Annotated in this window: 18 protein-coding genes and 1 pseudogene; 8 read left to right on the forward strand and 11 right to left on the reverse strand. The window is 72.2% G+C overall.

Annotation, left to right across the window (positions count from 1 at the left end):
• The first annotated feature begins 22 nt into the window (after positions 1-22).
• From ACFVX4_RS24345 to fxsT, 6 genes are all read left to right on the forward strand, one after another.
• The gene (locus ACFVX4_RS24345) at positions 23-1,054 is read left to right on the forward strand and encodes an AAA family ATPase (protein ID WP_389980765.1); all 1,032 of its coding nucleotides are present in this window, start codon (positions 23-25) and stop codon (positions 1,052-1,054) included.
• 7 nt (positions 1,055-1,061) lie between these two features.
• Positions 1,062-4,478, forward strand: coding sequence for an SAV_2336 N-terminal domain-related protein (locus ACFVX4_RS24350; RefSeq protein WP_389980767.1), 3,417 nt, complete (start codon positions 1,062-1,064; stop codon positions 4,476-4,478).
• A 259-nt stretch (positions 4,479-4,737) separates the two neighbouring features.
• The gene (fxsA, locus tag ACFVX4_RS24355; RefSeq protein WP_266414400.1) at positions 4,738-4,935 is read left to right on the forward strand and encodes an FxSxx-COOH cyclophane-containing RiPP peptide; all 198 of its coding nucleotides are present in this window, start codon (positions 4,738-4,740) and stop codon (positions 4,933-4,935) included.
• A 144-nt stretch (positions 4,936-5,079) separates the two neighbouring features.
• Positions 5,080-6,273, forward strand: coding sequence for an FxsB family cyclophane-forming radical SAM/SPASM peptide maturase (locus ACFVX4_RS24360; RefSeq protein WP_389980769.1), 1,194 nt, complete (start codon positions 5,080-5,082; stop codon positions 6,271-6,273).
• A complete protein-coding gene (locus tag ACFVX4_RS24365) occupies positions 6,270-7,670 on the forward strand; it encodes an aKG-HExxH-type peptide beta-hydroxylase (protein ID WP_389980771.1) in 1,401 nt (466 codons plus the stop codon). Before ACFVX4_RS24360 ends, ACFVX4_RS24365 begins: the two co-directional genes overlap by 4 nt.
• A gap of 81 nt (positions 7,671-7,751) precedes the next feature.
• Entirely contained in the window at positions 7,752-10,745 is a 2,994-nt protein-coding gene (fxsT, locus tag ACFVX4_RS24370; protein WP_389980773.1) for an FxSxx-COOH system tetratricopeptide repeat protein, read from the forward strand.
• An 85-nt stretch (positions 10,746-10,830) separates the two neighbouring features.
• Here fxsT and ACFVX4_RS24375 read toward each other — a convergent pair whose 3' ends face one another.
• The 9 genes from ACFVX4_RS24375 to ACFVX4_RS24415 form a co-directional block, all read right to left on the reverse strand.
• Complete coding sequence (locus tag ACFVX4_RS24375; protein WP_389980775.1) at positions 10,831-14,655, reverse strand: multifunctional oxoglutarate decarboxylase/oxoglutarate dehydrogenase thiamine pyrophosphate-binding subunit/dihydrolipoyllysine-residue succinyltransferase subunit; 3,825 nt, start codon at positions 14,653-14,655, stop codon at positions 10,831-10,833.
• Between the two features lie 258 nt (positions 14,656-14,913).
• The gene (locus ACFVX4_RS24380; protein WP_389980777.1) at positions 14,914-15,990 is read right to left on the reverse strand and encodes an ATP-binding protein; all 1,077 of its coding nucleotides are present in this window, start codon (positions 15,988-15,990) and stop codon (positions 14,914-14,916) included.
• Positions 15,987-16,724, reverse strand: coding sequence for a response regulator transcription factor (locus tag ACFVX4_RS24385; protein WP_056794186.1), 738 nt, complete (start codon positions 16,722-16,724; stop codon positions 15,987-15,989). Before ACFVX4_RS24385 ends, ACFVX4_RS24380 begins: the two co-directional genes overlap by 4 nt.
• A gap of 224 nt (positions 16,725-16,948) precedes the next feature.
• Entirely contained in the window at positions 16,949-17,641 is a 693-nt protein-coding gene (locus ACFVX4_RS24390; RefSeq protein WP_389980779.1) for a spermidine synthase, read from the reverse strand.
• 112 nt (positions 17,642-17,753) lie between these two features.
• Positions 17,754-18,377: a hypothetical protein gene (locus tag ACFVX4_RS24395; protein ID WP_389980781.1), complete on the reverse strand. Its 624-nt coding sequence runs from the start codon at positions 18,375-18,377 to the stop codon at positions 17,754-17,756.
• Positions 18,374-19,720, reverse strand: coding sequence for a hypothetical protein (locus ACFVX4_RS24400; RefSeq protein ID WP_389980783.1), 1,347 nt, complete (start codon positions 19,718-19,720; stop codon positions 18,374-18,376). The genes ACFVX4_RS24395 and ACFVX4_RS24400 overlap by 4 nt, the downstream gene beginning before the upstream one ends.
• Positions 19,717-20,520: an ABC transporter ATP-binding protein gene (locus ACFVX4_RS24405; protein ID WP_389980785.1), complete on the reverse strand. Its 804-nt coding sequence runs from the start codon at positions 20,518-20,520 to the stop codon at positions 19,717-19,719. The genes ACFVX4_RS24400 and ACFVX4_RS24405 overlap by 4 nt, the downstream gene beginning before the upstream one ends.
• A gap of 10 nt (positions 20,521-20,530) precedes the next feature.
• Complete coding sequence (locus ACFVX4_RS24410; protein ID WP_389980787.1) at positions 20,531-21,454, reverse strand: zf-HC2 domain-containing protein; 924 nt, start codon at positions 21,452-21,454, stop codon at positions 20,531-20,533.
• On the reverse strand, positions 21,451-22,056 hold the full coding sequence (locus ACFVX4_RS24415) for an RNA polymerase sigma factor (RefSeq protein WP_389980789.1): 606 nt from the start codon (positions 22,054-22,056) through the stop codon (positions 21,451-21,453). The genes ACFVX4_RS24410 and ACFVX4_RS24415 overlap by 4 nt, the downstream gene beginning before the upstream one ends.
• Before the next feature lie 135 nt (positions 22,057-22,191).
• Here ACFVX4_RS24415 and ACFVX4_RS24420 point away from each other — a divergent pair, with 135 nt between their 5' ends.
• A complete protein-coding gene (locus tag ACFVX4_RS24420) occupies positions 22,192-23,007 on the forward strand; it encodes a rhomboid-like protein (RefSeq protein ID WP_389980790.1) in 816 nt (271 codons plus the stop codon).
• Here ACFVX4_RS24420 and ACFVX4_RS24425 read toward each other — a convergent pair.
• Positions 22,934-23,317 (reverse strand): annotated as a pseudogene (locus ACFVX4_RS24425) (nucleotidyltransferase); the annotation flags it as partial. The gene ACFVX4_RS24420 and the pseudogene ACFVX4_RS24425 sit on opposite strands and share 74 nt — an antisense overlap.
• 146 nt (positions 23,318-23,463) lie before the next feature.
• Here ACFVX4_RS24425 and lon point away from each other — a divergent pair.
• Positions 23,464-25,896, forward strand: coding sequence for an endopeptidase La (gene lon / locus ACFVX4_RS24430; protein WP_389980792.1), 2,433 nt, complete (start codon positions 23,464-23,466; stop codon positions 25,894-25,896).
• A 335-nt stretch (positions 25,897-26,231) separates the two neighbouring features.
• On the opposite strand, the gene ACFVX4_RS24435 is transcribed toward lon, so the two are convergent.
• Positions 26,232-26,990 (reverse strand): polysaccharide deacetylase family protein, encoded by a 759-nt coding sequence (locus ACFVX4_RS24435; RefSeq protein WP_385329871.1) that lies wholly within the window; start codon positions 26,988-26,990, stop codon positions 26,232-26,234.
• Positions 26,991-26,996 lie beyond the last annotated feature (6 nt).

Raw genomic sequence — 26,996 nt, forward strand, 5'->3', positions numbered from 1 at the left:
GAGTGATGACGAGGAACACGTTATGAGTGAACCCAGCGAGTGGCTCATCTACCGAGGGGCCGGCGAACCGCACGAAGGCATCGAGCAGTTGCCGCCGCCGCCGCCCTGGCGCGACTTCGCGAGCCGCGGCACCCCGGCCCCCGACGAGTCGGACGGGGACGGTTCCGCCGACCGCCGCCTCGGCGGCCACCGGCACATCGCCGAACTCCACCGGCCGGGCGCCGAAGAGCTCGAAATGATCAACGCCGCGCTCTATCTGCGGCGCCCGCTGCTGGTCACCGGCACCCCCGGCGCCGGGAAGAGCACCCTGGCCCACTCCGTCGCCCATGAGCTGGGGCTGGGGCGGGTCCTGCGCTGGCCGATCGTGAGCCGGACGACGCTGCTGGACGGCCTCTACCACTACGACGCGATCGCCCGGCTCCAGGACGTGCAGATCGCCGCACACGGCGCGGCAGCCGGCACGGGCGGTGCCGAGGCCGCCGACGGCGTGGGCAGCTACATCCGGCTCGGGCCGCTCGGTACCGCGCTCCTTCCCTCGGACCGGCCCCGGGTCCTGCTCATCGACGAGCTCGACAAGAGCGACATCGATCTGCCGAACGACCTGCTCAACGTGCTGGAGGAGGGCGAGTTCGGCATTCCCGAACTGGAACGGATCGCCGACCGGCTGCCCGACGGCGAGGCCGAGGTCCTCGACGACGACGGCAACAAGGTGAAGGTGCGGGGCGGCCGGGTGCAGTGCACGTCCTTCCCGTTCGTGGTCCTCACCAGCAACGGCGAACGGGACTTCCCGGCGCCCCTGATGCGCCGCTGCATCCATCTGGAGCTCGGACGCCCCGACCACCAGCGTCTCGCGACCTTCGTACGTGCCCACCTCGGCGACGAGGCGGCGCGCTCCGGGGACGATCTCATCGCCCACTTCCTGGAGCGGTCCCGCAGCGAACTCCTCGCCACGGACCAGTTGTTGAACGCGATCTACCTCACCGACGCCGCCGCCCCGGCCGGCCGCGACCGCCTCGCCGACCTGCTCATCCAGCGACTCGACCGGCCGAGGTGATGTGCTGATGGCGGGCGCCGGACCCGAGGGCTCCCCCGACGCGCGTGGCGCCGACGACGCGGGGCTCTACCCCGCGTTCGTGGCACGGCTGCGCGAGGCCGGGCTCGACCCCGACGTCGAGCAGCTCCGCGACGCGCTCTGGCTGGCCCGCTGGGCCCGCCACCCGGACGCACCGCCGGAGGACGACGAGGTGCGGGGGAGTGCTCCGCTCCTCCTCCTTCCCCCGGAGCGGGCGGACGGGCGGCCCGCCGACCCCGGGCCCGACGCCGTGGGACCCGCGCGCTCCGCGCCGCGCGAGGAACCTCCGCCGCGCGCGGACCCCGGGGACGCGGACCGGATCACTCTCTACCCCGTACCCCGCAACGGCCCCTCGGGCCACGCCCGTACCGGCGGCCCGTCGGGGGCGGGCCCGGGTGCCGCCCGGGAGGGCCGGACGGCCGCCCTCACCTTCGGCGTGCCCGCCGCCCCGGCACTTCCCGCACCCCTCGAACTCCAGCGGGCACTGAGACCGTTGCAGCGCTACCACCCCGCCTCGCCACCGCTGCGCAGCACCCTCGACGAGACGGCGACCGCCGAACTCAGCGCCAGGGCAGGCGGGTTGATCCTGCCGGTGTTCCGCGGTGTGTCCCGGCGCGAGGCGGTCCTGCAGTGCGTCATGGACGCCTCGTCCTCGATGCTGGTGTGGGACCGCATGTTCGGTGAACTCCAGCAAATATTCGGCCAGTTGGGTGCCTTCCGGGACGTCCAGGTGCGCTATCTGCACCAGGGGCCCGACGGCGCGGCCGCGGTGAGCCGCAGTCCCGACCCGGCCGCGGCGCCCCTGCACTCCGCGGACCGGCTCAGCGACCCGACCGGCCGCCGCGTCACCGTCCTGGTCAGCGACTGCGCCGGTCCGCTCTGGCACAGCGGACGGGCCCACCGGCTGCTGCACCAGCTGGCCGCACAGGCCCCGGCCGCCGTGCTCCAGCCGCTGCCGCAGCGGATGTGGAACCGGACCAGACTGCCGGTCACCCACGGTTCGCTGTCCCGGGGCGACGGACCCGGCGGAGCCGCCGTGCTCAAGGTCGTGGAGCAGCCGGGCACGGGTCCCGCCGTGCACCCGGGGGCCCTCGCCGTACCCGTGCTCCCGCCGGTCGAAGGGGCGCTGGCGGCCTGGGCGAGACTGCTCTCCGGCACCGGCTCGGGACAGATCTCCGGCGCGGTCGGCTGGGTGCGGGCCGATCATCCGGCGGCGGCCGCGCAGCGGCCGGGCGGCGGACTCTCCTCGCTCCAGCTGGTCAGCCGCTTCCGTGCGGCGGCCTCACCGACCGCCGGGCAGCTGGCCGTCTACCTCGCGGCGGCCCCGCTGCACCTGCCGGTGATGCAGCTGGTGCAGCGCACGATGCTGCCCCACTCGGGCCCTTCCGAACTCGCCGAGGTGCTGCTGAGCGGTCTGCTGTCACGGAGCAGGAGCGAGGGCGGCGGCGCGTACGACGGCCAGTGGTACGAATTCGTGCCCGGCGTCCGGGAGGCGCTGCTCGGGCCGCTGGGCCGCGACGAGGCGCTGCTCGTGCTCAAGCACTGTTCGCAGTACATCGAGCAGCGGTTCGGCAAGGGCGGGCCGAACTTCCCGGCCCTGGCCTTCGCCCAGCTCGGCGAAGGCAGGTACGCGGCCCCGTCGGCCGCCCGCGGCACGGACCCCATGCAGAACGGCGCACCCGACGAGGAGATCGAGGAGGGTGGCGAGAACGGGGAGGGCGACGCAGGCGGCGGATCGCGCGTCCCGCATCCCTTCGCCGAGGTCGCGGTCCGCGTACTGGAGCGTTTCATGCCACTGCCCGAGCAGTTCGTGATGCAGACCGGACGGGGCGGCCACCGCGGCCCCGACCGGACCCCGAACGCAGCAGTGGAGAGCGCCCGCGCACTCCTGCGGCAGTTCGAATCGGACAGCATGGTGCAGTACCTGATCGACGCCGTGCAGCTGCTGCGCGGCGCCACCGAACGCGAGGAGCGGCCGGGCGCCGACCCCGGACTGTGGGCGGAGTACTCCCGCTGCGTGCTGCGGCTGTGGGAGGTCCAGGGCGACGCCGAACTGCTCCGCGAGGCCGAGTACGCCGCCGAACGGGCCGCCGCACACCCCGCCGCCGTGCGCGAACGGGCGGTACTGGCCAAGGTGTTGCACGCCGCGGCCGACGACCGGCGGCGGCGCGGCGACCGGCGCGGCGCGCTGGAGCTGCTGCGCCGCGCCGACCGCGAGTACACGGCCGCCTGTGCCGCCCCCGGACTGGAACCCGCCGAGGCCCTCCGGCTGACGCTGGAACGGGTCCGGGCCCTGGAGGCACAGTGGCGGCTCGACGGCGACACCGCCCTGCTCCAGGCCGCGTGCGGCATGCTGGAGGCGTTCGCCGATGTCTGGCCCGACCAGGAGAACCGCCCCACCACCCTGCCCCTGGCACACGGACGGACCCTGCTGAAGCTGGCCGGGGCCACCGTAGACACCGAACAGTCCCGGGTGTACGCGGGCCAGGCGGCACGCTCCCTGCGCACCGCGTTCGAGCAGGGCGGCGGCCGGCACACCATGGGCACCGAGGTGCGCATCCTGCTGGACCTGGTGGACGCCCTGCTCGTCTCCGGCGCCGAACCGGACGAGGCCGCGACCCTGATCCAGCAGGCCCTGGCGACCGTACGCGAACAGCGGCTGCGCGCCTCGCTCCAGATCAGGGCGGGCCGGGTCGGTGTCGCGCGGTACGAGCACACCGGTGAACCGGACGAACTCGTCGAAGCCGCCGACTGGTTCGCCCGCGCCGCCCGGGGCGTCCCGCGCGACTCGCGGGCCCACGCCGACCTGCTCGCCGAATGGGGCGGCACCCTGCTGCGCCGGGCCCGGCTGCCGGACGGGCGCCCGCACATCGGCGCCGCGATCCGGGTGCTGCGCGACTGCCGTACGGAGACGGCTGCGGGGAGCGCGCGCCAGGCCGAGCGGCTGCTGATGCTGGGCCGGGCACTGATGCTGCGGCACCGGGCCACCGAGGACCGGGTCGATCTCAGGGAGGCCGAGCATCTCTTCGGCCTCGCCGCCCAGGAGGCGGCCGACCCGCTGACCGAGGCGCGCTGCTGGCTGGAGCTGGGCCGGTCCCACCTCGACGCCTCCCGGGTGCTGGACCGTCCGGCCCGGCTGGACGAGGCGGCCGAGGCGTTCCGGGGCGCGGCCGAGGCGGCCGGCACGGCGGAGGCGGAGCTGGACAGTCCGCAACAGTTCGGACAGGCAGTCGAGTTGAGTGCTACAGCCAACCACTGGCGGGGTATGACGTACGAGAGGGCGGGACGCCCCCGGGCCGCACGCGAGGCGTACCGGGCGGCCCACCGGGAATGGCGCAAACTGCCGGACGGCGGCGGCGCGGCGGGTGAGGCGACCGCCGAGCGGCTGGCGGAACTGGAACGCTGAGCCGCTCGAAGGAGAGCACCCGGCGGAACGGTGCTGCCGGTGCGCGGGTGTGCCGCCGTCGTACGACCGGCGCACGACCGGCGCCGGTGGACGGCATGCTTCACGAGGCGTAGGCCCGGTCGTGCGGGGCATCCGTACAGGGGCGGCCGGTGCGGGCGGGATCCGCACCGGTGCACGGGTCAGGGACGCGGGCTCGACGGGGTGCGCTCAAGGGCGAGCACACCACCGCGAGCACGATGCGGTGTTACGGGGAGGAACGATGAGCGAGACGGCACACCAGGGCATACCCGACGGCAGCGCGTCCGGCGGGCCGGGCGCGCTGCCGGATCTGCTGGGACTCGATCTGGAGTCGCTGCGGACGCTGGACCATCCGGTGCTCGCCGAGGTGGTCGCGGATCTGCGTGGGCGGGCCGAACAGCCGCGGGAGATGCTGTGGGGTTTCACCAACGCCTTCTGAGGCCGCACGATTTCGGTCCGGGGCCCGGTTGAACAGGACATCGTGGTGAGGGACGGGTTTGCCCCTGTGGCAGGCCAGGGATACTCGCCTCGGGACGGCGACGGGGGCCGTACCGGCGGATGTGAACGGCGCGGGGGTGCGGGAGTGTCTCGACAGGCGACGCCGAAACCGCGCCCGTGTGCTGAGGGCGGCCGACTTCCGTTCCCCTTCGGGCAGTTCATCGTCAAGGTGCACGGCCGGTGCAATCTCGCCTGCCGCTACTGCTACCTCTACGAGGGCCCCGACCACACCTGGCGCGACCGTCCGGCCGCCGCCGCACCCGCCGTCCTCGACCGCACCGCGCACCGCATCGCCGAACACGCGGCGACCCACGGACTGCGGGACGTGGCGCTGGTCCTGCACGGCGGCGAACCCCTCCTCGCGGGCGCCGACCGGCTGGCCGCCTTCGCCGACCGGGTACGCGGCCTGACGCCCGGCGACTGCACCGTCCACACCACCGTCCAGACCAACGCCACCCTCCTCACCGAGGCCCGCGTCGCCACCCTCGCCCGGCACGGCATACGCATCGGCATCAGCCTCGACGGCGGCCGGCCCGCCCACAACAGTCGGCGCACCGACCACGCCGGACGCCCCTCCTGGCCCGCCGCCTCGCGCGGCGCCCGGCTCCTCGCCGACCGGCACCCCGACGCGTACGCGGGCATCCTCACCGTCGTCGACCCGGACACCGACCCGATCGAGATGTACGAGTCGCTGCTCGAACTGCACCCCCCGGCCCTGGACCTGCTGCTGCCGCACGGCAACTGGACGACCCCTCCACCGGGCCTGCCGCTCGCCGGACCCGGCCGCCCGACCCCGTACGGCGACTGGCTCACCACCGTCTTCGACCGCTGGTGGCGCACCGGACGGCGGGAGACCCGGGTCCGGCTCTTCGAGGAGTGCATCGCCCTGCTGCTGGGGCTGCCCGGCGCCACCGAATCCCTCGGCCTCGACCCGGTCGACGCGATCGTGATCGAGACGGACGGGGCGATCGAACAGGTCGACTCCCTCAAGTCCGCCTACGACACGGCCGCCGCCACCGGGCTCGACGTCTTCCGCCACACCTTCGACGACGCCCTGCGCCACCCCGGCGTCGCCGCCCGCCGGGCAGGCGCCGACGCACTCGCCGCAGCCTGCCGCGCCTGCCCGCTGCTGACCGTCTGCGGGGGCGGCCACTACGCACACCGCTACCGCGCAGAGAACGGCTTCGCCAACCCGTCCGTCTACTGCGCAGATCTCGAACGGCTGGTACGCCATGTCGCCGCCCGGCTGTCCGACGCAACCGCAGGAGAACGCCGATGATCCCCCCACTCCCGGACCACATGCTGCGCCAACTCGGCCGCACCGAGGGCGACTCCGACACCCTTCAGGTCCTCGTACGCGATCAGGACATCCGCCGGCTCCTCCTGCTGAGGGCCCTGCTCGACGCGGCCGAGGCGGCCCCCGCGGCCGTCTGCCCGCCCCGGTCGCTCGACCGCCTGCGCCAGGACTGGGCGCTGCTGGAGACGGCCGAGCGCGCCGACCGGACCGCCGTACGCACCGTCCTGCTCCACCCCCTCGCCGGCCCCTGGGCGCAGCGCTGCCTGCGCGGCCTCTCCGGCTCCGGTCCCCTCGCCGGACCCGGACCCGAACTCCGCGCCGACCTCGACCACCTGAGCGCCCTGGCCGCCGCGGCCGCGATCCGTGCCGGAATCCCGTTCACGACCCGGCTCACCGCACACGACGGGCTCCTGTCCCTGCCCACCCTGGGTGCGCTGCGCACAGCGTCCGAGGCAGTCGACATCACCTTCTCCGACGGCGACCTGTCGATGCGCCAGGAAGCGGGTGAACCCCTGTCGGCACACACGCAGCCGGACGGCACGACCGGATCGGCCGACCCGCGCTGGCTGCCGGTGCTCGCCCTGCCCGCCGTGCAGTCCGGCAGCGGCCCCGTACCCCTGGACGACGTCGACCCGTACCGCACCGACGGCACTGGACTCCAGCCGCACGGACTGAGCGCCGCCACCCACATCGACGACCACGAACGCAAGGCGTGGGCCGATTCCTGGACCGGAGTGGCGCCCCTGCTCCGCGTCGGCGGCGAACACCGCCTCACCGAAGCGGCGGTCCTGCTGCGCTGCCTGGTGCCGCTCGGCCCGCCGCCCGGCTCCGGGCCCATGGGCGAGAGCGCGGCACACTGCAGCGGCACCAGGCGCGAGGCGTTCGGCGCCGTCCTCAGCAGCAAACCGGCCACCCCCGCCTACTTCGCCTCCACCCTCGTCCACGAACTCCAGCACACCAAACTGGCCGCGCTCGGCGCCCTCGTACCGCTGCACCACGAGGACCCGGAGCCACGTCACTTCGCACCGTGGCGTTCCGACCCCCGCCCCTTCGACGGCCTCCTCCAGGGCGCCTACTCGCACATCGCGCTCGCCGACTACTGGCAGCGGTTCGCGCTCTCCGCGCGGCGCGTCACCCACCGCGACCTGGCCTGGGCCGAGCACGCCCGCTGCCGCGAACAGGTCGGAGCGGTCCTGCCCGTGCTGGCCGGATCGGCGGCGCTGACCCGCGAAGGCCGGGTACTGGTCAACGAGATGATCACGCTCTACCACCGTCTGGACGATTGCCCGCCTCCTACGGGGCACCTCGCGCGCGCGGAGGCGTACGTGGCCACCGCCAAGGTGATATGGCAGCAGAGGAACGGTCCGCACAGGCCGTGAGAGACCCCGGGATTGTCCGCCGGAACGACCATGCTCCGGTGTATGTTGACAAGGCTCGAATCGAGGCAGGGAGACGGTTGAATGCCCGGAACGCGTAGGCAAGTTGGAGCAACCGGGGCGCAAACCGTCACCATCAGTTTCGCCGGTTTCAACCGGGCCTGGGCGACGTGGATCGGGGACCGTCTGGAGCGGCGCGGGGTGACGGTCGTCCAGCAGCGCTGGGACCCCCCGGTGGAGATTCCGCTGGAGGAGTCCCTGCGCGATCTGACGCTCTCCCGGGGCCGCGTCCTGGTGATCCTCAGCGACTGGTACTTCCAGCTCGGCCCCCGCAGCCACGACGAGTGGAACAGGGCACTGCGCGAGGTCGTCGCCCCCGACCCCGACCGCTTCACCGCCGTCTGCGTCACCACGTCCGTGCTGCCCGGCGCCACCGCGGCCCTCGGTGCGGCCGACCTGACCAACGTCGGCGCCGACGAGGCCGAGCGACGGCTCCTGGTGCGCCTGGGCCTGCCCACCGACCCGCTGCCCGAGCCCGTCGAGGCCAGGCAGGCGCCCCGCTATCCGGCCGACACCCCCGAGGTGTGGGGCGGGGTGCCGCGCCGCAACACCCGGTTCACCGGCCGCGAGGAGCTGCTCAGCAAGGCGTACCAGGCCCTCCAGGACGCCGGGCCCGGCGCCGGGGTCGTGGCCCTGCACGGCATGTCCGGGGTGGGCAAGACCCAGCTGGCGGCGGAGTACGTCTACCGGTTCGGTTCCGAGTACGACGTCGTGTGGTGGGTGCCCGCCGACCGCCGCGCCCTCTACCGCCAGAAGCTCGCCGAACTCGCCCCCGAACTGGGCCTGTCCACGGGCGCCGAGTACGGGGAGCGGCTGCGGGCCGTCCGGGACGCGCTGCGCCGCGGCGAACCGCACTCCCACTGGCTCCTGGTCCTGGACGGCGCGGACGAGCCCGAACACATCTGGGACCTGGTACCGACCGGCCCCGGCCATGTGCTGATCACCTCCCGCAACCCGGAGTGGAGCGAGCACAACAGCAACCTCGTCGAGGTCCCGGTCTACGAACGCGACGAGTCCGTCGCCTTCATCCGCCGCCGGGCACCGCGACTGACCCCGGACGACGCCGACCAGCTGGCCGAGGCCCTCGAAGACCTCCCGCTCCTCCTCGACCAGACGGCGGGCTGGCTCAACGACTCCGACATGTCCGTCGAGGAGTACATCGAACTCCTCGAAGGCGGCATCGACCAGGACGTCGTCAAGGTCTCCGCCGACTTCCCGCTCGCCTTCCAGACCGCCTGGTCGATACTGCTGAACAAGCTCAAGGAAACCGTCCCGGAGTCCGTCGACCTGCTGCGCCTGTGCAGCTTCTTCGGCCCCGGCTCCATCCCCGTGCGGCTGCTGAGGGAAATGCCTCCCGGCGAACTGCCGGAACAGCTCTCCGGCCTGATGAACGACCCGCTGCTGTGGAACAGGGCGATCGGCCAGCTCCGCCAGTACTCCGTGGTCCGCCTGGAGTCCCACGAGACGGCCGTCGAGGAGGCCTCGTCCGGCGAATCGCTCTACATGCACCGCATGGTCCACCAGATCGTCCGCAAGGACATGCCGGAACGCGACCGCCACGAGTTCATCGACGTGGTCCGCAGGGCCCTCGCCGGCGCCGACCCCGGCCGCCCCACCGACACCCGGCTGTGGCCCGCCTACGCCGAGATCACCCCGCACCTGAAGTGGGCCGACGTACTCAAGAGCACCGACCCGGCCGTGCACACCCTGGTGCTCAACTGCCTGCGCTACATGTATCTCTCCGGCGAGTACCGGGCCGGCATCAAGCTGGGCGAACGCGCCATGAAGGCCTGGCGCGAACTCCTCGGCGAGGACCACCCGAGGGTCTGGGACCTCAGCTACAACTACGCGAATCTGCTGCGCGCCGTCGGCGACTACGCCGGCACCGAAGCCATCGAACGCGCCGCCGTCGACCACCTCCGCGTCGAGCGCGGCGCACAGGACCTGGAACACCTCCGAGCCGCCGGCGGCCTCGCCGCAGACCTGCGGGGCCTCGGCCGGTACGACGAGGCGCTGGAGATGTCCGGCTGGATCCTCGCGTCGTACCGCGAACTGCTGGGCGACCAGGACTCGCGCACGCTCAACGCACAGAACAACCTGGGTACGTCGCTGCGTCTGCTGGGCCGGTACGAGGAAGCACTCGAACTCAACCGCCGCACTCTGGAGGCCCGCCGTCAACTGCTGCGGCCACGGCACGGCTGGACGCTCTACTCCGAGATCAACTACGCCACCGACCTACGGCTCCTCGGCCGCTACAGCGACGCTCTCTCGCTCCAGAACCAGAGCGTCCGGGTGCACCGGCTGGTCATGGGACCCGACAACCCGCAGACCCTGCGCGCCGAACACAATCTCGCGCTGTGCCAGTACCGCGCGGGCGAGCGCGCCAAGGCCGCGACCCTGTTCACCCGCGTTCTCGAACGAAGCGAGCGGGTGCTCGGCGAGAACGACCCGCTGACGATGATGTTCGCGGCCAGTCAGAGCTTCTTCGCCCGTGAGCACGCCGACATCGACCAGGCCAGGGCCATAAGCGAGAAGGTGGTCGACGGCTATGTGGACATGCTCGGTGAGGAACACCCGTACGTGGCGGGAACCCGGGCGAACCACGCTCTGATCCTCCGCAACGTGGGTGAACGCGACCACGCGCACGCCCTGTTGGAGGAGGCGCTCGCCGACATGACGCGAGCCGTGGGCGAGCACCACCCCTGGACCCTGGGCTGCGCGGTGAACGCCTCGGCGCTGCGCAACCTGGTGGGCGACCCGGAATCCGCAGCCGCGCTGACGGACGCGATCATCGCCAGGGCCACCGAGGTCCTCGGCCGGACCCATCCGCTGACGCTCTCCGCCCGGATTGCACACGCCGCGGACCTGCGCGGCATCCGTGACCGCGAGCGTGCGGAGAAGGTCGAGCGGGAGGCATTGGGCGACCTGGTCACGACGCTGGGCGCCCAGCACGTCCACACGGTGTCGGCCCGCTCCCGCAACCGTCCGTACTGGGACTTCGAGCCACAGATGATCTGACGCGGGGCGCCCCGCCCGCGCCGAAGGGCCCGCCCCCGCGATCGTCTCGCGGGGGCGGGCCCTTCGGGTTGTGTACGGCGACCGGTCAGGCCTCGAAGACCTCGGCGACCAGCTGTGCCTGCTCGGCCTGGTGGCGCTTGGCCGAGCCGACCGCCGGGGACGAGCTGTGCGGACGCGAGATGCGGCGCAGGCGCTCACCGTGCGGGACGTCGGCGCCGACGGCCAGGTCCAGGTGGTCGATCAGGTTCAGGGCGATGAACGGCCAGGCGCCCTGGTTGGCCGGCTCCTCCTGGGTCCAGAGGTACTTCTCGGCGTTCGGGTACTTGGCGATCTCTGCCTGGAGCTCGGCACCCGGCAGCGGGTACAGGCGCTCCAGACGGATGATCGCGGTGTCCGTGACGCCGCGCTTCGTGCGCTCGGCCTCCAGGTCGTAGTAGACCTTGCCGGCGCAGAAGACGACCTTGCGGACGTCGGCCGGGTTCACCGAGTCGTCGCCGATCACCGGGCGGAAGCCGCCGGTGGTGAACTCCTCCACCTTCGACGCGGCCGCCTTGAGGCGGAGCATCGACTTCGGGGTGAAGACGATCAGCGGCTTGTGGTGCGGGTTGTGCACCTGCCACCGCAGGAGGTGGAAGTAGTTCGACGGCAGGGTCGGCATGGCAACCGTCATGTTGTTCTGCGCGCACAGCGTGAGGAAGCGCTCCGGGCGGGCGGACGAGTGGTCCGGGCCCTGGCCCTCGTAGCCGTGCGGCAGCAGCAGCGTGACGCCGGAGGTCTGGCCCCACTTCTGCTCGGCCGAGGAGATGAACTCGTCGACGACGGTCTGCGCGCCGTTGACGAAGTCACCGAACTGGGCCTCCCAGACGACCAGCGACTCCGGACGGGCCAGCGAGTAGCCGTACTCGAAGCCCATCGCCGCGTACTCGCTGAGCAGCGAGTCGTAGACGTTGTAACGGGCCTGCTCGTCGGAGAGGTAGAGCAGCGGGGTGTGGTCCTCGCCGGTCACCTGGTCGACGAGGACCGCGTGCCGCTGGCCGAAGGTGCCGCGGCGGGTGTCCTGGCCGGCGAGCCGGACCGGGGTGCCCTCCATCAGCAGCGAACCGATGGCCAGGGTCTCGCCCATGCCCCAGTCGATCGTGCCGTTCTCCACCGAGGCCGCGCGGCGCTGCATCTGCGGCATCAGGCGGGGGTGGACGGTGATCCGGTCGGGGATGTTGACCTGGGACTCCGCGATGACCTTGACGACCTCCGGGGAGATCGCGGTGGTCACGGCGACCGGGAACTCGGCCTGGACCTCGGGGGTGTGCGCCGGGGCCGGCAGCGAGGTGGCCTCGCGGACCTCCGCGAAGACCTTCTCCAGCTGGCCCTGGAAGTCCTGGAGCGCCTGCTCCGCCTCTTCCAGCGTGATGTCGCCGCGACCGATGAGGGACTCGGTGTAGAGCTTGCGCACCGAGCGCTTCTTGTCGATCAGGGTGTACATCTGCGGGTTGGTGAACTCCGGGTTGTCGCCCTCGTTGTGACCGCGGCGGCGGTAGCAGATGAGGTCGATCACGACGTCCTTGTTGAACGCCTGCCGGAACTCGAAGGCGAGCCGCGCGACGCGGACGACGGCCTCGGGGTCGTCGCCGTTGACGTGGATGATCGGCGCCTCGATCATGCGCGCCACGTCGGTGGCGTACATCGAGGAGCGCGAGGACTCCGGGGCGGCGGTGAAGCCGACCTGGTTGTTGATCACCACGTGCACGGTGCCGCCGGTGCGGTAGCCGCGCAGCTGCGACATGTTGAGCGTCTCGGCGACGACGCCCTGGCCCGCGAAGGCCGCGTCGCCGTGGAGGGCGACGGGCAGGACCGTGAAGTCCGTGCCGCCCTTGTTGATGATGTCCTGCTTGGCGCGGGCGATGCCCTCCAGGACCGGGTCGACCGCCTCCAGGTGCGAGGGGTTGGCGGCCAGCGAGACCTTGATCTGCTCGCCGTCCAGACCGGTGAAGGTGCCCTCGGCGCCCAGGTGGTACTTGACGTCGCCGGAGCCGTGCATCGACCGGGGGTCGAGGTTGCCCTCGAACTCGCGGAAGATCTGCGCGTACGACTTGCCGACGATGTTCGCCAGCACGTTCAGCCGGCCGCGGTGGGCCATGCCGATGACGACCTCGTCGAGGCGGGCCTCGGCGGCGGAGTCGATGACCGCGTCGAGCAGCGGGATGACGGACTCGCCGCCCTCCAGCGAGAACCGCTTCTGGCCGACGTACTTGGTCTGCAGGAACGTCTCGAACGCCTCGGCGGCGTTCAGCCGGCGCAGGATGCGCAGCTGCTCCTCGCGCTCGGGCTGCTGGGCGCGCGGGCGTTCCACCCGGTCCTGGAGCCACTTGCGCTGCTTCGGGTCCTGGATGTGCATGAACTCGATGCCGGTGGTGCGGCAGTACGACTCGCGCAGCACACCGAGGATGTCGCGGAGCTTCATCATCGACTTGCCGGCGAAACCGCCGACCGCGAAGTCCCGCTCCAGGTCCCACAGAGTGAGGCCGTGCTCGGTGATGTCCAGGTCGGGGTGCTTGCGCTGGCGGTACTCCAGCGGGTCGGTGTCGGCCATGACGTGGCCGCGGACCCGGTAGGAGTGGATCAGCTCGAAGACCCGCGCGGCCTTGGTCACGTCGTTGTCGTGCGAGGCGTCGATGTCCGTGAGCCAGCGGACCGGCTCGTACGGGATGCGCAGCGACTTGAAGATCTCGTCGTAGAACTCGTTCTCGCCGAGCAGGAGCTGGGCGACGATCCGCAGGAACTCGCCGGAGGCGGCGCCCTGGATGACCCGGTGGTCGTACGTCGAGGTCAGCGTCATGACCTTGGAGATGCCCAGCTTGTTCAGGGTGTCCTGCGAGGTGCCCTGGAACTCGGCCGGGTAGTCCATCGCGCCGACGCCCATGATGAGGCCCTGTCCGGGCATCAGGCGGGGCACCGAGTGAACGGTGCCGATGCCGCCGGGGTTGGTCAGCGAGGCGGTGACCCCGGTGAAGTCGTCCATGCCGAGCTTGCCGTTGCGGGCGCGGCGGACGATGTCCTCGTAGGCCTGCCAGAACTCGAAGAAGTTGAGCGTCTCGGCCTTCTTGATGGCCGCGACGACCAGCTGGCGGTCGCCGTTCGGCTTCACCAGGTCGATGGCGAGACCGAGGTTGACGTGCTCCGGCTTGACCAGGGTCGGCTTGCCGTCCTTCAGCGCGAAGGAGTGGTTCATCGCCGGCATGGCCTTGAGGGCCTGCACCATCGCGTACCCGATGAGGTGCGTGAAGGAGATCTTCCCGCCCCGGGCGCGCTTGAGGTGGTTGTTGATGACGATGCGGTTGTCGAAGAGCAGCTTCACCGGGACGGCGCGGACGGACGTGGCCGTCGGCAGCTCCAGCGAGGCGTTCATGTTCTTCGCGACGGCGGCCGACGGGCCGCGCAGCGTCACGTACTCCGGGCCGGCCGCGGCCTCGGTGGCCGGCGCTGCCGCGGTCTTGGCCGGGGCGGGCGCGGCGGCCTGCGCGGCCGGAGCCGGGGCGGCCTGCGCCGGGGCTGCCGGAGCAGCGGCGGCGGGGGCGGCCTGTGCGGGCGCCGGAGCCGCGGGAGCCGGGGCGGGTGCGGCCGGAGCCGGGGCCTGCGCCGGGGTGGCCTGTGCGGGCGCGGCCGGGGCCGGGGTCACCGCAGCCCCTGTGGCCGGGGCGCCGGGAACGGGCTTGTCCGCCGTGCCGGAGGTACCCGGCTTGTAGTCGGCGAAGAAGTCCCACCAGGCGCGATCGACCGAATTGGGATCCTGGAGGTACTGCTGGTAGATCTCGTCGACGAGCCACTCATTGGGCCCGAAAGCAGCAGCCGGGTTCGAACCCGGGCTGGCTTGGTCGGTCGAGATGCTCGAGTTACTGGGGGACTGAGACGACACGGCGGCAACCGCCCTCTTCCGCTTCACAAGGTGATGGACAGCGGAAATCAAGGCTACGCCTCCCCAGCCGTTCCACGCAGGCCGGGCCGGTCTTCGTCGCGCAAGTCACATTGGAAGGCGGGTTTCGGTGCAGGAATTGGCGGGAAACATGCACGGTTCTGCTTCACTTTGGGTACGCGGCACCGCGGCTACGGCCCCCTGCGCCGTACCCCCTTGAACGGAGCACGTAGAACGTGCCCTTCCGGTTCGAACCCTATGTCAACCTCGCGGTTGAGGGACCCCCGGAAGAGTGACCTGGATGCGGCAGCCGCGAACGGATTCGGCCACACCGATGCGTCCGCCGTGCAGATCCACCGCCCAGCGGGCGATCGCCAGGCCCAGGCCCGTACCGCCGTCGCTGCCCGGCCCGTGCGGGGAGGGCACCTCGCCGCGGTTGAAGCGCTCGAAGACCCGGTACCGCTCGGACTCCGGAATGCCCGGCCCCTCGTCCAGGACCTCCAGCGTCAGGGACTCCGGTCCGGGCCCGCGCCGGGCCAGCACGGTGACCCGGCCGTGCGGCGGGCTGTGCTTGACGGCGTTGTCGATCAGATTGGCCACCACCTGGTGCAGGCGTTCCGCGTCCGCGTGCGCGGTCAGCTCCGGCGGCGACACGTCCAGATGCAGATGCACGTCCTTGCGCATGTGGTTCCCGGAACCGGACGACAGCCGGCGGTGCGAGGCGGCGAGGTTCGCCTCCTTCAGCACGCCCGACAGATACGGCCACACCTCGAAACGGCGGGCCTTGAGCGTGACCACCCCGTTGTCCAGGCGGGACAGGTCCAGCAGCGTCTCCACCAGCCTGCCGAGCCGCTCGGTCTGCTTCAGCGCGGTACGCATCGTCTCGGGATCGGCCGAGGACACCCCGTCCACGACGTTCTCCAGCACGGCTCTCAGCGCCGCGATGGGTGTTCGCAGCTCGTGCGAGACATTCGCCACCAGTTCCTTGCGATGCCGGTCCACGGCCTCCAGATCGTCCGCCATGCGGTTGATCGTCTGGGCCAGGTCGCCGAGCTCGTCGCGCCGGCCGGCGCCGCTCACCCGTCTGGTGTAGTCGCCGTGCGAGACGGACCGGGCCACGGTGGTCATCTCTTCCAGCGGCGCGGTCAGACCGTGCGCCACGAACTGGGTGATCAACAGGGTCGCGATCACCGAGAACACCGTGATGAACCGCAGCTCGGTCCTGGTGCGCACGGCCACCATCAGCAGGCCGGTGGTGATGAAGACCGAGACCACGACGAGCGTGCTCATCTTGGCCTTGACCGAGAAAGGACGCAGTCCGGAACCGGGCCGGGTCATGGAGCCGGGGTCTCCAGGGCGTAGCCCACACCGTGCACGGTACGGATCCGTTCCGCGCCGATCTTCCGGCGCAGCGCCTTGATGTGGCTGTCGACCGTACGGGTGCCGGAGGCGTCCGCCCAGTCCCAGACCTCGGCCAGCAGCTGCTCCCGGGAGAGCACCGCGCGCGGCGTATTGGCCAGACAGACCAGCAGGTCGAACTCGGTCGGTGTGAGGTGGACGTCGTCGGCGCGCACCCTGACCCGGCGCTGCGCGTGATCGATCTCCAGCTCGCCGAGGCGCAGGATCCCGCTGCGCGGCGTCACCGCGGCCAGCGCCGCGCGCTCGACCCGGCGCAGCAGGACATGGACCCGGGCCGCCAGCTCGCGCATCGAGAACGGCTTGGTCATGTAGTCGTCGGCGCCGACCCCGAGGCCGACCAGCATGTCGGTCTCGTCGTCCCGGGCGGTCAGCATCAGCACCGGCACCGGCCGCTGGGCCTGCACGCGGCGGCAGACCTCCAGGCCGTCGAAGCCGGGAAGCATGATGTCGAGCACCATCAGATCGGGTTGCCACGCCTCGGCCGCGTCCACCGCCGCCGGGCCGTCGAGTGCGGTCTGCACCAGAAAGCCCTCGGCCCGCAGCCGGGCGGAAATGGCATCGACGATCGTGGGGTCGTCCTCGACCACCAGCACCCGGCGCTGCGCGCCAGGGGTGGCCGCGACGCCGTTGTGGGTGGTGTGTGTCTGTTCCATCGCCCCGCCCCTGCCCCGTTCTCACGGGGGCCATTCCCCCGGACGCACGGTCTTCGCTTGTGGATTTCGTGGGTGATCCCGTTACCGGTCAGCAGCGTAAAGGCAGCGGACTGTTCTCGGCTACGCAGGGTGTAACGCCTCGGGTGCAAGGAAGTGGCGGAGTGTCTGTCTTGTGCCGCTTGGCCCCCGGGCTTCCGGGGGCCGGCGATACCCGGTGGGGAATCTCAGTCTGTCCGAAGTGCGAGATGCACCACGTCGGGCACACCTCGGGCAACAGCGACCTCTTCGGTTCTTACCCCATCGAATCCGGCATTCCGCAGGGCTTGTTCGAAATCGGCGGACGGTTGTGCGGACCACACTGCGAGAACGCCGCCCGGTGTCAGCCGCTCCCGGCAGTCCGCGAGACCGGCGGGGGAGTAGAGGCTCGTGTTGTCGTCGGTGACGGTCCAGTCCGGCCCGTTGTCGATGTCCAGACACAGGGCGTCGTAACGGTCCGTAGTCGTTCTCAGGTACTCGACGAGATCCGTCGTCAGGATCCCGGTCCGGGGATCGGCGAGCGCCGCACCGGAGATCGCGGCCAGCGGCCCCTCCAGGTGCCAGTCCACGATCGCCTGCTCCCGCTCGGCGACGACGATCCGGCCCCACCGCGGCTCGGCGGCGGCCCGGACGAGCGAGAAGCCGACGCCGAGACCCCCGATGAGCACCGACGGGGCCGGCCGGCCGGTGGGGAGGGCGGCCAGCGCCGCGTCGATCAGCAGCCGTTCGGAGCGTCCGTCCGAGGTGTCCATCAGGAAACACCCGTTGGCGATGATCTCGAAGTCGTCGCCCCGCTCCCGCAGAACGACCTCGCCGTGCGGGCCTTCGCGGCGGTCGAGCGTGACGGGGGCGAGAGCGTCGGAGTGGTGAATATCGGGCATGGTGCGGGTCTCCGGTGGATGGCGGACACGGGGCCCCGCCATCCTGTCCGGTCGGCGCGGCCGGAGGCCAGCGGATTGCCGGATCCGTCCGAGGAGTCACCCGCCGCCGGGGCTACCCGCGCTCCGGGCGCGGGCCACGCACAGTGAGGAACACCGCCCCGGCCACGTACGCCGTCACGGCCACCGCCCACGCAGCGACCTGCGGGCCCGGCTGCATCGGCCAGGCCCACACCGCCGCCGCGCCGCCCGGGGTGCGGGGCGCCGCCAGGTAGACGGCGCCGCCGTAGACCGTCATCGGAAGCCAGCTCAGCCGGGCACCGAGCAGGGCGACGGAGGCGGCGGCCACCCCGGTCGCGCCGAGCACGTTGCGCACCATGGCCGGTACGCCGAACTCCTCCGGGTGCCCCGGGACCGCCGCCGCGAGCACTCCGGCCGTCAGCACGGTCAGCGCCAGCAGATGCAGCAGCCGGCGCGGCCACCAGCGGCCCACGGCGGTCCGGTCCAGCTCGTCGGAGTGCGCGTGCAGGCTGGTGCCGATCGCCGAGGAGGCGAGCAGCGGGGCCAGCACGACGACCGGGACACGGGCGGTGTGGTCGAAGTGCGGCTGGCTCTGCAGCCAGTGGGCGGCCCAGGCGGCGACGAGGGCGACGCAGATCAGGGTGGCGGTGGTGAGGGGGAGGGCGCGGGAGCGGAGGTAGCGGAGGGGGAGAGCGGCGTGGGCCGGCTGAGCGCTCACAGGGCCGGCACCTCCGCGGGCTCGCAGCTCTTCAGGGTGGCCAGGAAGTGGCCGAGCCAGGCCCTGCGGTCGGCGTCCGGCATGGTCGTGAGGCGGGTGACGAGGGGGCGGGCGTCCGGGTCCCATGGGGAGTCGTCGCCGGCCAGCCAGGTGCGTACCGCGTCGTCCGTGAGATGCACTCGCTCGGACACCTTGCGGTCGCTCGTTCTCAAGCCGTCCGGACAGTCGCGGTCCACCAGGGTCAGGGCGGTGTTCGAGGCGTACGCCTGAGGATCGGTCAGCCTGTTCCGCGTGATGCCCCAGCCGCGCATGACATGGGCGAGCGCGGCTTCGCCGGCCTTCGGATCGGACTCCGGGTCCACGTATCTGACCGGTGCGCCCGGGACCCCCTCCAACCGCGAGAACATGCCGGCCAGGGCTTCGGACGCGCTGGGCAGCACAAGGGCATCGGGCGCCTTCACACAGATCTGTGGCCTGCCGGGTGCCGGTGCCGAGCAGACCCTGCGCGTCGCGGTCGGGTCGGCCCGGAACAGGTTCTCGCCCGCCGGCGCGATCACCGCTCCGGCCGTGACCGCCAGCGCGAGCGGTACGACGGCCAGCAGGCGCCGCCGGGCCGCGTACGCGAGCAGCACGGTGGCGGCGATGCCGCCCGTCCAGGCCAGCTGGACCGGTGCGAACCACCACACCGGGACGGACCCTTCGAACGCGTACTGCTCGGCGGGGCTCAGGAACCGGGCATCCGATTCCACATAGTTCGGGGCCCCCAGGAGCACGTAGAGAACGGCCGCGAGCACCGGGGCGATCAGCCGCCACCGCACCAGCCGCCCGGCCACGAAGCCGACGAAGCCGATGGACAGCAGGGAACCGAGATCCGCGACGACGACCGAGAGCGACGGACCGCCTGCCCCGGTGTACGGAGCCGTGGCCGCGAACACCACGCCCAGCGCGAGCAGGTACCCGGCCGCCGCCCACAGCAAGATCGGCGTCGCGGCCGTCATCACCTGCGCGAGCCGGCTGCGGGGGACCGAGAGCAGCAGTTCGGCGGTGCGCCGGCGGTGCTCCCGGCCGCCCTGCCAGCAGGTGGCCGCTGCGACGAGCGGGCCGCCGAGCAGTGCGGTCGCCGTGTGCAGTTGGTTCTGGGTCTCGCCCCAGCTCCCCTGCCACTGGGCCGACTTGCTCCACAGCGGAACGAGGAGGGTGAGCATGACGGCGAGACCGGTCCAGGGGGCGATCCCGCGCCGGAGTTCGGTCCGCAGGGCGGTGAGTAGGGCGGTGCGGGCCGGGGCCCTCCCGGACGGGGGCTTCCCGGCCGCGGTCTTCACGGACGTGGCGGAGGCTGTCATCGGCTCGCCACCGCCGCCCGGTGCGCCCGCAGCGCGGCGGTGTAGCCGCGCTCGATCGGGTTGCCGTCCGGCCGCTCCGCTCCACCGTCCGCGGTGCCGCCGAGCTCCGTCAGCTCCCGCGTCGTACCCCGGTACGCGATCCGGCCCGCCTCGATCAGCGTGACATCGGTGCAGGCCGCGGCGACGTCCTCGACCAGGTGGGTCGAGACGATCACGGTGGTGGCGCGGCCCAGCTCCCGTATCAGCGCCCGGAACTCGACCCGTTGCTCCGGGTCCAGACCGGCGGTGGGCTCGTCGAGCAGCAGCAGGTCCGGATCGTTGACGATCGCCTGGGCGATGCCGACGCGCCGCACCATGCCGCCCGACAGGGTCTTCACCCGTGAGTCGATCCGGTCCGCCAGACCCACCCGGTCCACCGCGCGTTCCACGGCCGCCGGGACCGCCGCCGCGTCCATCTCCTTGAGCCAGGCCACATAGGAGACGAATTCGCGGACCGTGAAGCCCGGGTAGTAGCCGAACTCCTGCGGCAGATAGCCGAGCCTGCGCCGGACCGCCGCCCGGCTGCGGTGGTCCGACTCGGAGCCCACCTCGCTGCCGAGCAGCTCCACCCGGCCGCCGGAGGGCGCGGCGACGGTGGCGAGCACCCGGATCAGCGAGGTCTTGCCCGCCCCGTTCGGTCCGAGCAGCCCGTGCACGCCGGGCGCGAAGTCCAGATCGACGGCGTCCAGCGCGGTCGTCCTGCGGTGCCGGACGGTCAGCGCCCTTACCTCGACCGTGTTCACGGCCTCGATACCGCTCATGCGTTCACGCTCACAACTTCTCCAGATGATCGAAGGATCTACGGCGTACGGCGAGCAGCGCGGCGCACCCCAGCGCGCCCGCCGCCCAGCCGGCCTGTGCGGCGGGCCCCGCGAAGTACCGCGCGGCCTCGGCCGCCGCCTCGGCGGTCGCCGGGGGCGACGCGGCGAAGGCAGGAAGGACCACGGCGGCCGCCCAGGCCGCGGCGATGGACGTGGCACCGGTACGGCAGCCGACGTACGAACCGAGGGCGAGCGCCGCCAGCGTCATCGCGAGTCCCGGCAGCAGCCATGCCGCCGCGCCGGGCCACCCGGTGGACGGGGGCAGCGCCGCCCCGGCGAGCGTGAGCGCCGGGATGCTCACGGCGAGCACCGCGGCGGTCCTGGTCAGCAGCAGCGGCAGCCCGCCGGACGGGGTGGTGGCGGTGATCTCGTGCATCGGGTCCGCGTGCCGGCCGTAGGAGAGGGCGACCCCGGCCAGCGGCAGCACCGGCGCGACGACGAGGAGCAGCGGGCGGATGGTCTCCCCGGCCCCGGCCCCGGCCCCGTACGCCAGCGCGAGAGCCCCGACGGCCACCAGCACCAGCGCCAGCAGCCACGGCCTGCGCAGCGCGGGCCCGGCGGCCCACAACAGCCGCCCGGCGCGGGTCGCGGCCCCGGGGAAGCGGTGCCGGACGCTGCGGGCGGGCCCCCTCGCCGGCACCCCCTCCGCCGCCACCGCGGCCAGTACCCCCGCGCGCACCGCGTCCAGCGCCGCCCCCGCCTCCGGCCGCGTGCGTACCGCCGCCGAGATCCGGGCCGCGCATCCCCCGCACGCCTCCACGTGCTTCTCGACGGACCACGCGTCCGTCTCCGGCACCGGACCGGCGGCGTACCGCCCGGCCAGCTCCTCGCTCACGTGCCAGTGGGGCATGCCGGCACCTCCCGTCGTGGTCATGCCGTTCCTCCCAGCGGTCCGGCCTCCGCGGCCGACAGCTCCAGTGCGGCGCGCAGCTCACGTCTGGCCCGCATCGCCCGGGTCTTGACCGTGCCCTCGGGTATGCCCAGGAGCCGGGCCGTCTCGCGGGTCGTCAGCCCGTCGATGACCGTGGCGCGCAGGACCTCCCGCAGCTCGGGCGAGATCCGGTCGAGCGCGGCGCCCACATCCCCGTACTCCAGCCCGGCGAGCACCCGCTCCTCGGCGGACGGCGCGGTGGCGGCCCACTCGTTGCTCCCGGTCCGCCCGGCCCGGGTGGCGAGATCGGTACGGGCGTGGACCCGCTGCGCGTCCACCAGCCGGCGCGAGGCGATCACCCACAGCCAGCCGCCGACCCGGGCTCCGCGGTGCGATCCGGCGGAGCGCCAGACCGTCACGAAGGTGTCCTGGAGAACTTCCCGTACGGTCTCGGCATCCGCGCACCGCCTGCCCAGTCGGGCCAGCAGCCAGCCGGCGTGCCGGTCGTAGAGCGTCGCCAGGGCTTCCGTGTCCCCCTGCGCGACGGCACGCAGCAGGGCGTCGTCGTCGTCCGGGTCCTCCCCCGAGGGGCGCAACAGCTTCACACCTCTCTATCGGGCGACGGACCCGGGCCGGTTCACGGACGGCGCGTGTGGCTCACGCCATGGACGGCGCGGGGGATGATCACAGAAGGTAGGACGTTGCTTTGGGGGGCTTGTGATGGAAAGGGGCCTCACGCGGTGCATCAGCGTACGGACAGGGCGGTCCGCGAAGCCCCCTTCGCGGCTCCGCTGCTCGACGCCATCCCGTGCCAGGGCCGCACGGGCGACACCGCGGCCCCGCCGCCTCCGGTCCGCAGGGCCCGCCGATGGCTGCGGCTGCTGCCGACGCCCACCGGTACCCCGTTCACCTTCGGGTACCTGCTGGTACTGGTCGTCACGTCCCTCTTCATGGAGTACGCCGATCCCGACACCGTCGCCGCCGTGCTGCGCGAGTCGAGCACGGACGTCGCGCACCTCGGCGAGACCCCGCTGCTCGTCCTGGTGGCCAGCGCCCTGTGGGTCGTCGGCGGGCTCACCTCCCCGTACGTCTTCGCCTTCGCTCTCGTGCTGACCGCGCTGGAACGCCGCATCGGCGGGTGGCGGACCGCCGCGGTGTTCCAGCTCGGTCATGTCGTGGCGACGCTCGCCACGGAGATCCCGGTCGGGCTCTCCGTGGTCGTCGGGCATCTGCCGGAGTCGTCGCTGCACCGACTCGACTACGGCATCAGCTTCGGGCTGCTGGCGAGCGTGGGCGCGCTCACCGGACTGCTCACCCCGCTGGTGCGGGTGCTGGTGCTCGGCGGGGTGGGCGCGATGCTGGTGCGCGACCTGCTCGATCTGGACAACCCGCTCACCAACTGGGGCCATCCGCTGGCGCTGCTGCTCGGTGTGGCCTGCTGGCCGCTGCTGCGCCGGGCCGGTGCGGCCGGGGGAGCGGTGGTCAGGGGCGTGGTGCCTTCTCACCGTGCACCGCGAGATACTCGGCCGCCAGCCAGGGGGCCAGGTCGTCGATGAGTGCCGCGACGACGGCCGGGTCGGCGGAGGGGTTGCGGCCGATGTGCGCGGCCAGCCGCATCTGCTCGATCCGCTCCGGGTGGTCCGGGTAGTAGCGGGCGAACACCTCGGCGGACTCGGCCAGGTCGCTGGTCCAGCCGCGCCACCGCGGCATGACCAGGGTGAAGCCGGACCGGACGAGACGGCGGGCGACGCCCCGGCTCAGATATCGGCGTTCGGCGTCCGTGGTGGCTTCGGCGGCCCTTCGCCGCCAGCGGGGGAGCAGGAGAAACAGGTCCCCGTTGGTCTCGCGGGCGAGCAGCGGGGTCGGGGGGCCGGGGCCCGGCGATCGGGGGTCGGGGGTCGGGGCGCGAGCGCGACCGGTCGATCGCTCACAGCGAACACCCTCCGGGGAACAAGGAGCCGCTCAGGAGCATTGAGTCTGGATAGCTCAACTTGACTGCCGAAGGGGAGATCATGGCTATCGATTCCAATGCGGTCACTCCGCTCGCCCTGCCCGTGCTGCCGCTCGACGACGAGGTCGTGCTGCCCGGGATGGTGGTGCCTCTGGACCTGTCCGACACCGATGTACGTGCCGCCGTGGAGGCCGCACAGGCCGCGGCCCGGGACGGCGGCGGCAAGCCCGAGGTGCTTCTGGTGCCGCGGATCGACGGGACGTACACCGGTACCGGTGTCATCGGCACCGTCGAGCAGGTCGGACGGCTTTCGGACGGAGATCCGGGCGCGCTGATCCGCGGCCGGGGCCGGGTGCGGATCGGGGCCGGGACCAGCGGGCCGGGTGGAGCGCTCTGGGTGGAGGGGACACGGGTCGACACGGTCGTTCCCGACCCGCTTCCCGGTGCCGCCGCCGAGCTGGTCAAGGAGTACAAGGCGCTCGCCACCAGCTGGCTGAAGAAGCGCGGCGCCTGGCAGGTCGTGGACCGGGTCCAGCAGATCGAGGACATCTCCGCGCTCGCCGACAATTCCGGTTACTCGCCCTTCCTCACCACGGCCCAGAAGGTGCAGCTCCTGGAGACCACGGACCCGGTCGCCCGGCTGAAGCTCGCCATCCAGTGGCTCGGTGAACACCTCGCCGAGCAGGACGTCGCCGAGTCCATCGCCAAGGACGTCCAGGAGGGCGTCGACAAGCAGCAGCGCGAATTCCTGCTGCGGCGCCAGCTCGAAGCCGTCCGAAAGGAGCTCTCCGATCTCAACGGCGGTCCTGGTTCCGGCGCAGACGAGTCCGACGACTACCGGGCCCGTGTCGAGGCCGCCGACCTTCCCGAGCATGTCCGCGAGGCCGCGCTCAAGGAGGTCGACAAGCTGGAGCGCTCCTCCGACCAGAGCCCCGAGGGTTCCTGGATCAGGACCTGGCTCGACACCGTCCTCGAACTGCCGTGGACCGAGCGGACCGAGGACGCCTACGACATCCGGGGCGCCCAGCGCATCCTCGACGCCGAGCACGCGGGGCTCCAGGACGTGAAGGAGCGCATCACCGAGTACCTCGCCGTCCGCAAGCGGCGCTCCGACCGCGGACTGGGGGTCGTCGGCGGGCGGCGCGGCGGTGCCGTGCTGGCGCTGGTGGGGCCTCCGGGCGTGGGCAAGACCTCGCTCGGGGAATCCGTCGCGCACGCCATGGGCCGCAAGTTCGTCCGCGTCGCGCTCGGCGGTGTGCGGGACGAGGCGGAGATCCGCGGCCACCGGCGTACGTACGTCGGTGCCCTGCCGGGACGTATCGTCCGGGCCATCAAGGAGGCCGGTTCGATGAACCCGGTCGTCCTGCTCGACGAGATCGACAAGGTCGGCTCCGACTTCCGGGGAGACCCGGCCGCCGCCCTCCTCGAAGTCCTCGACCCGGCGCAGAACCACACCTTCCGCGACCACTACCTGGAGGTCGAGCTCGACCTCAGCGATGTCGTCTTCCTGGCCACGGCCAATGTGCTCGAAGCCATCCCGGAGGCCCTGCTCGACCGCATGGAGCTGGTCAGGCTCGACGGCTACACCGAGGACGAGAAGGTCGTCATCGCCCGGGACCACCTGCTCCCGCGCCAGCTGGAGCGGGCCGGTCTGGAGAAGGACGAGGTGACGCTCGACGAGTCCGCGCTGCGCAAGCTGGCCGGCGAGTACACCCGTGAAGCGGGCGTACGGAACCTGGAGCGGGCCGTCGCCCGGCTGCTCCGCAAGGTCGCGGCCCAGCACGAACTGGGCGACCGGGAGCTTCCGTTCACGGTCACCGAAGCGGATCTGCGCGGTCTGATCGGACGTCCGCACCACGTCCCCGAGTCCGCCCAGGACCCGGCCGAGCGCCGCACCTCGGTGCCCGGTGTGGCCACCGGACTCGCGGTGACCGGCGCGGGCGGCGACGTGCTGTTCGTGGAGGCGTCGCTGGCCGACCCGGAGACCGGGGCGTCCGGACTGACCCTCACCGGCCAGCTCGGCGACGTCATGAAGGAGTCCGCGCAGATCGCGCTGAGCTTCCTGCGCTCGCACGGCGCGGAGCTGGAACTGCCGGTCGCGGACCTGAAGGACCGCGGCGTGCACATCCACTTCCCGGCGGGCGCGGTCCCGAAGGACGGCCCGAGCGCCGGTATCACCATGACGACGGCGCTGGCCTCGCTGCTCTCCGGACGGCTGGTCCGCACGGACGTGGCGATGACCGGTGAGGTCTCGCTGACCGGACGGGTGCTGCCGATCGGCGGCCTGAAGCAGAAGCTGCTGGCCGCACACCGCGCCGGGATCACCACCGTGGTGATCCCGAAGCGGAACGAGGCCGACCTGGACGACGTCCCCGCCGAGGTCCTGGACACGCTGGAGGTCCACCCGGTGACCGATGTCCGCCAGGTCCTGGAGATCGCCCTGGCCCCGGCCTCCGCGGCCAGGCCCGAGGAGAGGATCCCGGCCGCGGCGTAGCCGCCACGGCGTGACGGACGTGGCACCGCGTACGCGGCCGGTACGGACGGCCCGCCTTCCCGGCAACGGGTGGGCGGGCCGTTCCGCGTGATCCGCAGGTGCGTACCGGCGGGCCGTTCCGCGTGATCCGCAGGTGCGTACCGGCAACCGGTCCCGGCCGAGCCGACTGCTTCGGCAACGCCATCGACGTCACCGCCTCCGGGCGACAGGGCCTAGTAGCTCCGCTACGAGACCATTCCGGCGCCTTGCGATCGCACGCACCAGACGCCGCGCGGCCGCCCTCCGGGCGACGACGGCAGTTTGACGACAGGGCCCAGGGTCTCCCGCTCGCCGGCTCAGGGGCGGTAGATGGTCCCGGGGACCGGCTCGGCGGGAGCCATCAGCTGCGGCACGGTGACGAAGGTGTAGCCCTGCTTCTTCAGTGCGTCGATGATGCCGGGCACCGCGGGCACCGTGCCCTTGTAGATGTCGTGCAGCAGGATGACGCCGTCCTTGCTCGCCTGGTCCAGGATGCGCTTCTTGATCAGCGCCGAGTCGGTCGTGGAGTAGTCCTTCGCGGTGGCGCTCCACAGGATCTGGGAGAGCCCCAGGTCCTTGCTGATGTCCGAGACGGTGTCGTCGGTGCGGCCCTGCGGCGGGCGCATGAGGCGCGGCTTCTTGCCGGTGATCTCCGCTATCGCGTCCTGCGTCTTCGCCAGCTCGGCGCGTATCTCGGCCGGCTTACGGTCCGTCAGGACCTGGTGGGTCCACGTGTGGTTGGCCACCTCGTGCCCCTCGGCGGCGATCCTGCGCACGGTGTCGGGGTGCTTCTTGACGTGGTTCTTGCCCAGCAGGAAGAAGGTCGCGTGCACCTTCTTCTCCTTGAGGATGTCCAGCAGGTGCGGGGTGTCCTCGCCCGGTCCCGCGTCGAAGGTCAGCGCTATGCACTTCGCCTTGCGGCAGTCCACCGGGCCGAAGGAACCCTTGGCGTCGGAGCCCGCGTCACCACGCGCCGAGGCCGGCGCGGTGGTCTGCATGGAGCAGCCGCTCAGCGTCAGGGTGAGCGCCGTCACAAGGGCAGCGGCCAACCCTGTACCGATCGACTTCGTCTTCATGGACAA

It is taken from the genome of Streptomyces sp. NPDC058240 (assembly GCF_042882135.1).
In the GTDB taxonomy this organism is placed as follows: domain Bacteria; phylum Actinomycetota; class Actinomycetes; order Streptomycetales; family Streptomycetaceae; genus Streptomyces.

What these genes read in the sequence shown, in the direction of transcription:
- ACFVX4_RS24390 (WP_389980779.1), bottom strand. Translation starts at nt 17,641, where the DNA reads ATGCCCGATATTCACCACTCCGACGCTCTCGCCCCCGTCACGCTCGAC.
- ACFVX4_RS24400 (WP_389980783.1), bottom strand. Translation starts at nt 19,720, where the DNA reads ATGACAGCCTCCGCCACGTCCGTGAAGACCGCGGCCGGGAAGCCCCCG.
- fxsT (WP_389980773.1), top strand. Translation starts at nt 7,752, where the DNA reads ATGCCCGGAACGCGTAGGCAAGTTGGAGCAACCGGGGCGCAAACCGTC.
- ACFVX4_RS24350 (WP_389980767.1), top strand. Translation starts at nt 1,062, where the DNA reads ATGGCGGGCGCCGGACCCGAGGGCTCCCCCGACGCGCGTGGCGCCGAC.
- ACFVX4_RS24380 (WP_389980777.1), bottom strand. Translation starts at nt 15,990, where the DNA reads ATGACCCGGCCCGGTTCCGGACTGCGTCCTTTCTCGGTCAAGGCCAAG.
- ACFVX4_RS24435 (WP_385329871.1), bottom strand. Translation starts at nt 26,990, where the DNA reads ATGAAGACGAAGTCGATCGGTACAGGGTTGGCCGCTGCCCTTGTGACG.
- ACFVX4_RS24385 (WP_056794186.1), bottom strand. Translation starts at nt 16,724, where the DNA reads ATGGAACAGACACACACCACCCACAACGGCGTCGCGGCCACCCCTGGC.
- fxsA (WP_266414400.1), top strand. Translation starts at nt 4,738, where the DNA reads ATGAGCGAGACGGCACACCAGGGCATACCCGACGGCAGCGCGTCCGGC.
- ACFVX4_RS24345 (WP_389980765.1), top strand. Translation starts at nt 23, where the DNA reads ATGAGTGAACCCAGCGAGTGGCTCATCTACCGAGGGGCCGGCGAACCG.
- ACFVX4_RS24405 (WP_389980785.1), bottom strand. Translation starts at nt 20,520, where the DNA reads ATGAGCGGTATCGAGGCCGTGAACACGGTCGAGGTAAGGGCGCTGACC.
- ACFVX4_RS24365 (WP_389980771.1), top strand. Translation starts at nt 6,270, where the DNA reads ATGATCCCCCCACTCCCGGACCACATGCTGCGCCAACTCGGCCGCACC.
- ACFVX4_RS24410 (WP_389980787.1), bottom strand. Translation starts at nt 21,454, where the DNA reads ATGACCACGACGGGAGGTGCCGGCATGCCCCACTGGCACGTGAGCGAG.
- lon (WP_389980792.1), top strand. Translation starts at nt 23,464, where the DNA reads ATGGCTATCGATTCCAATGCGGTCACTCCGCTCGCCCTGCCCGTGCTG.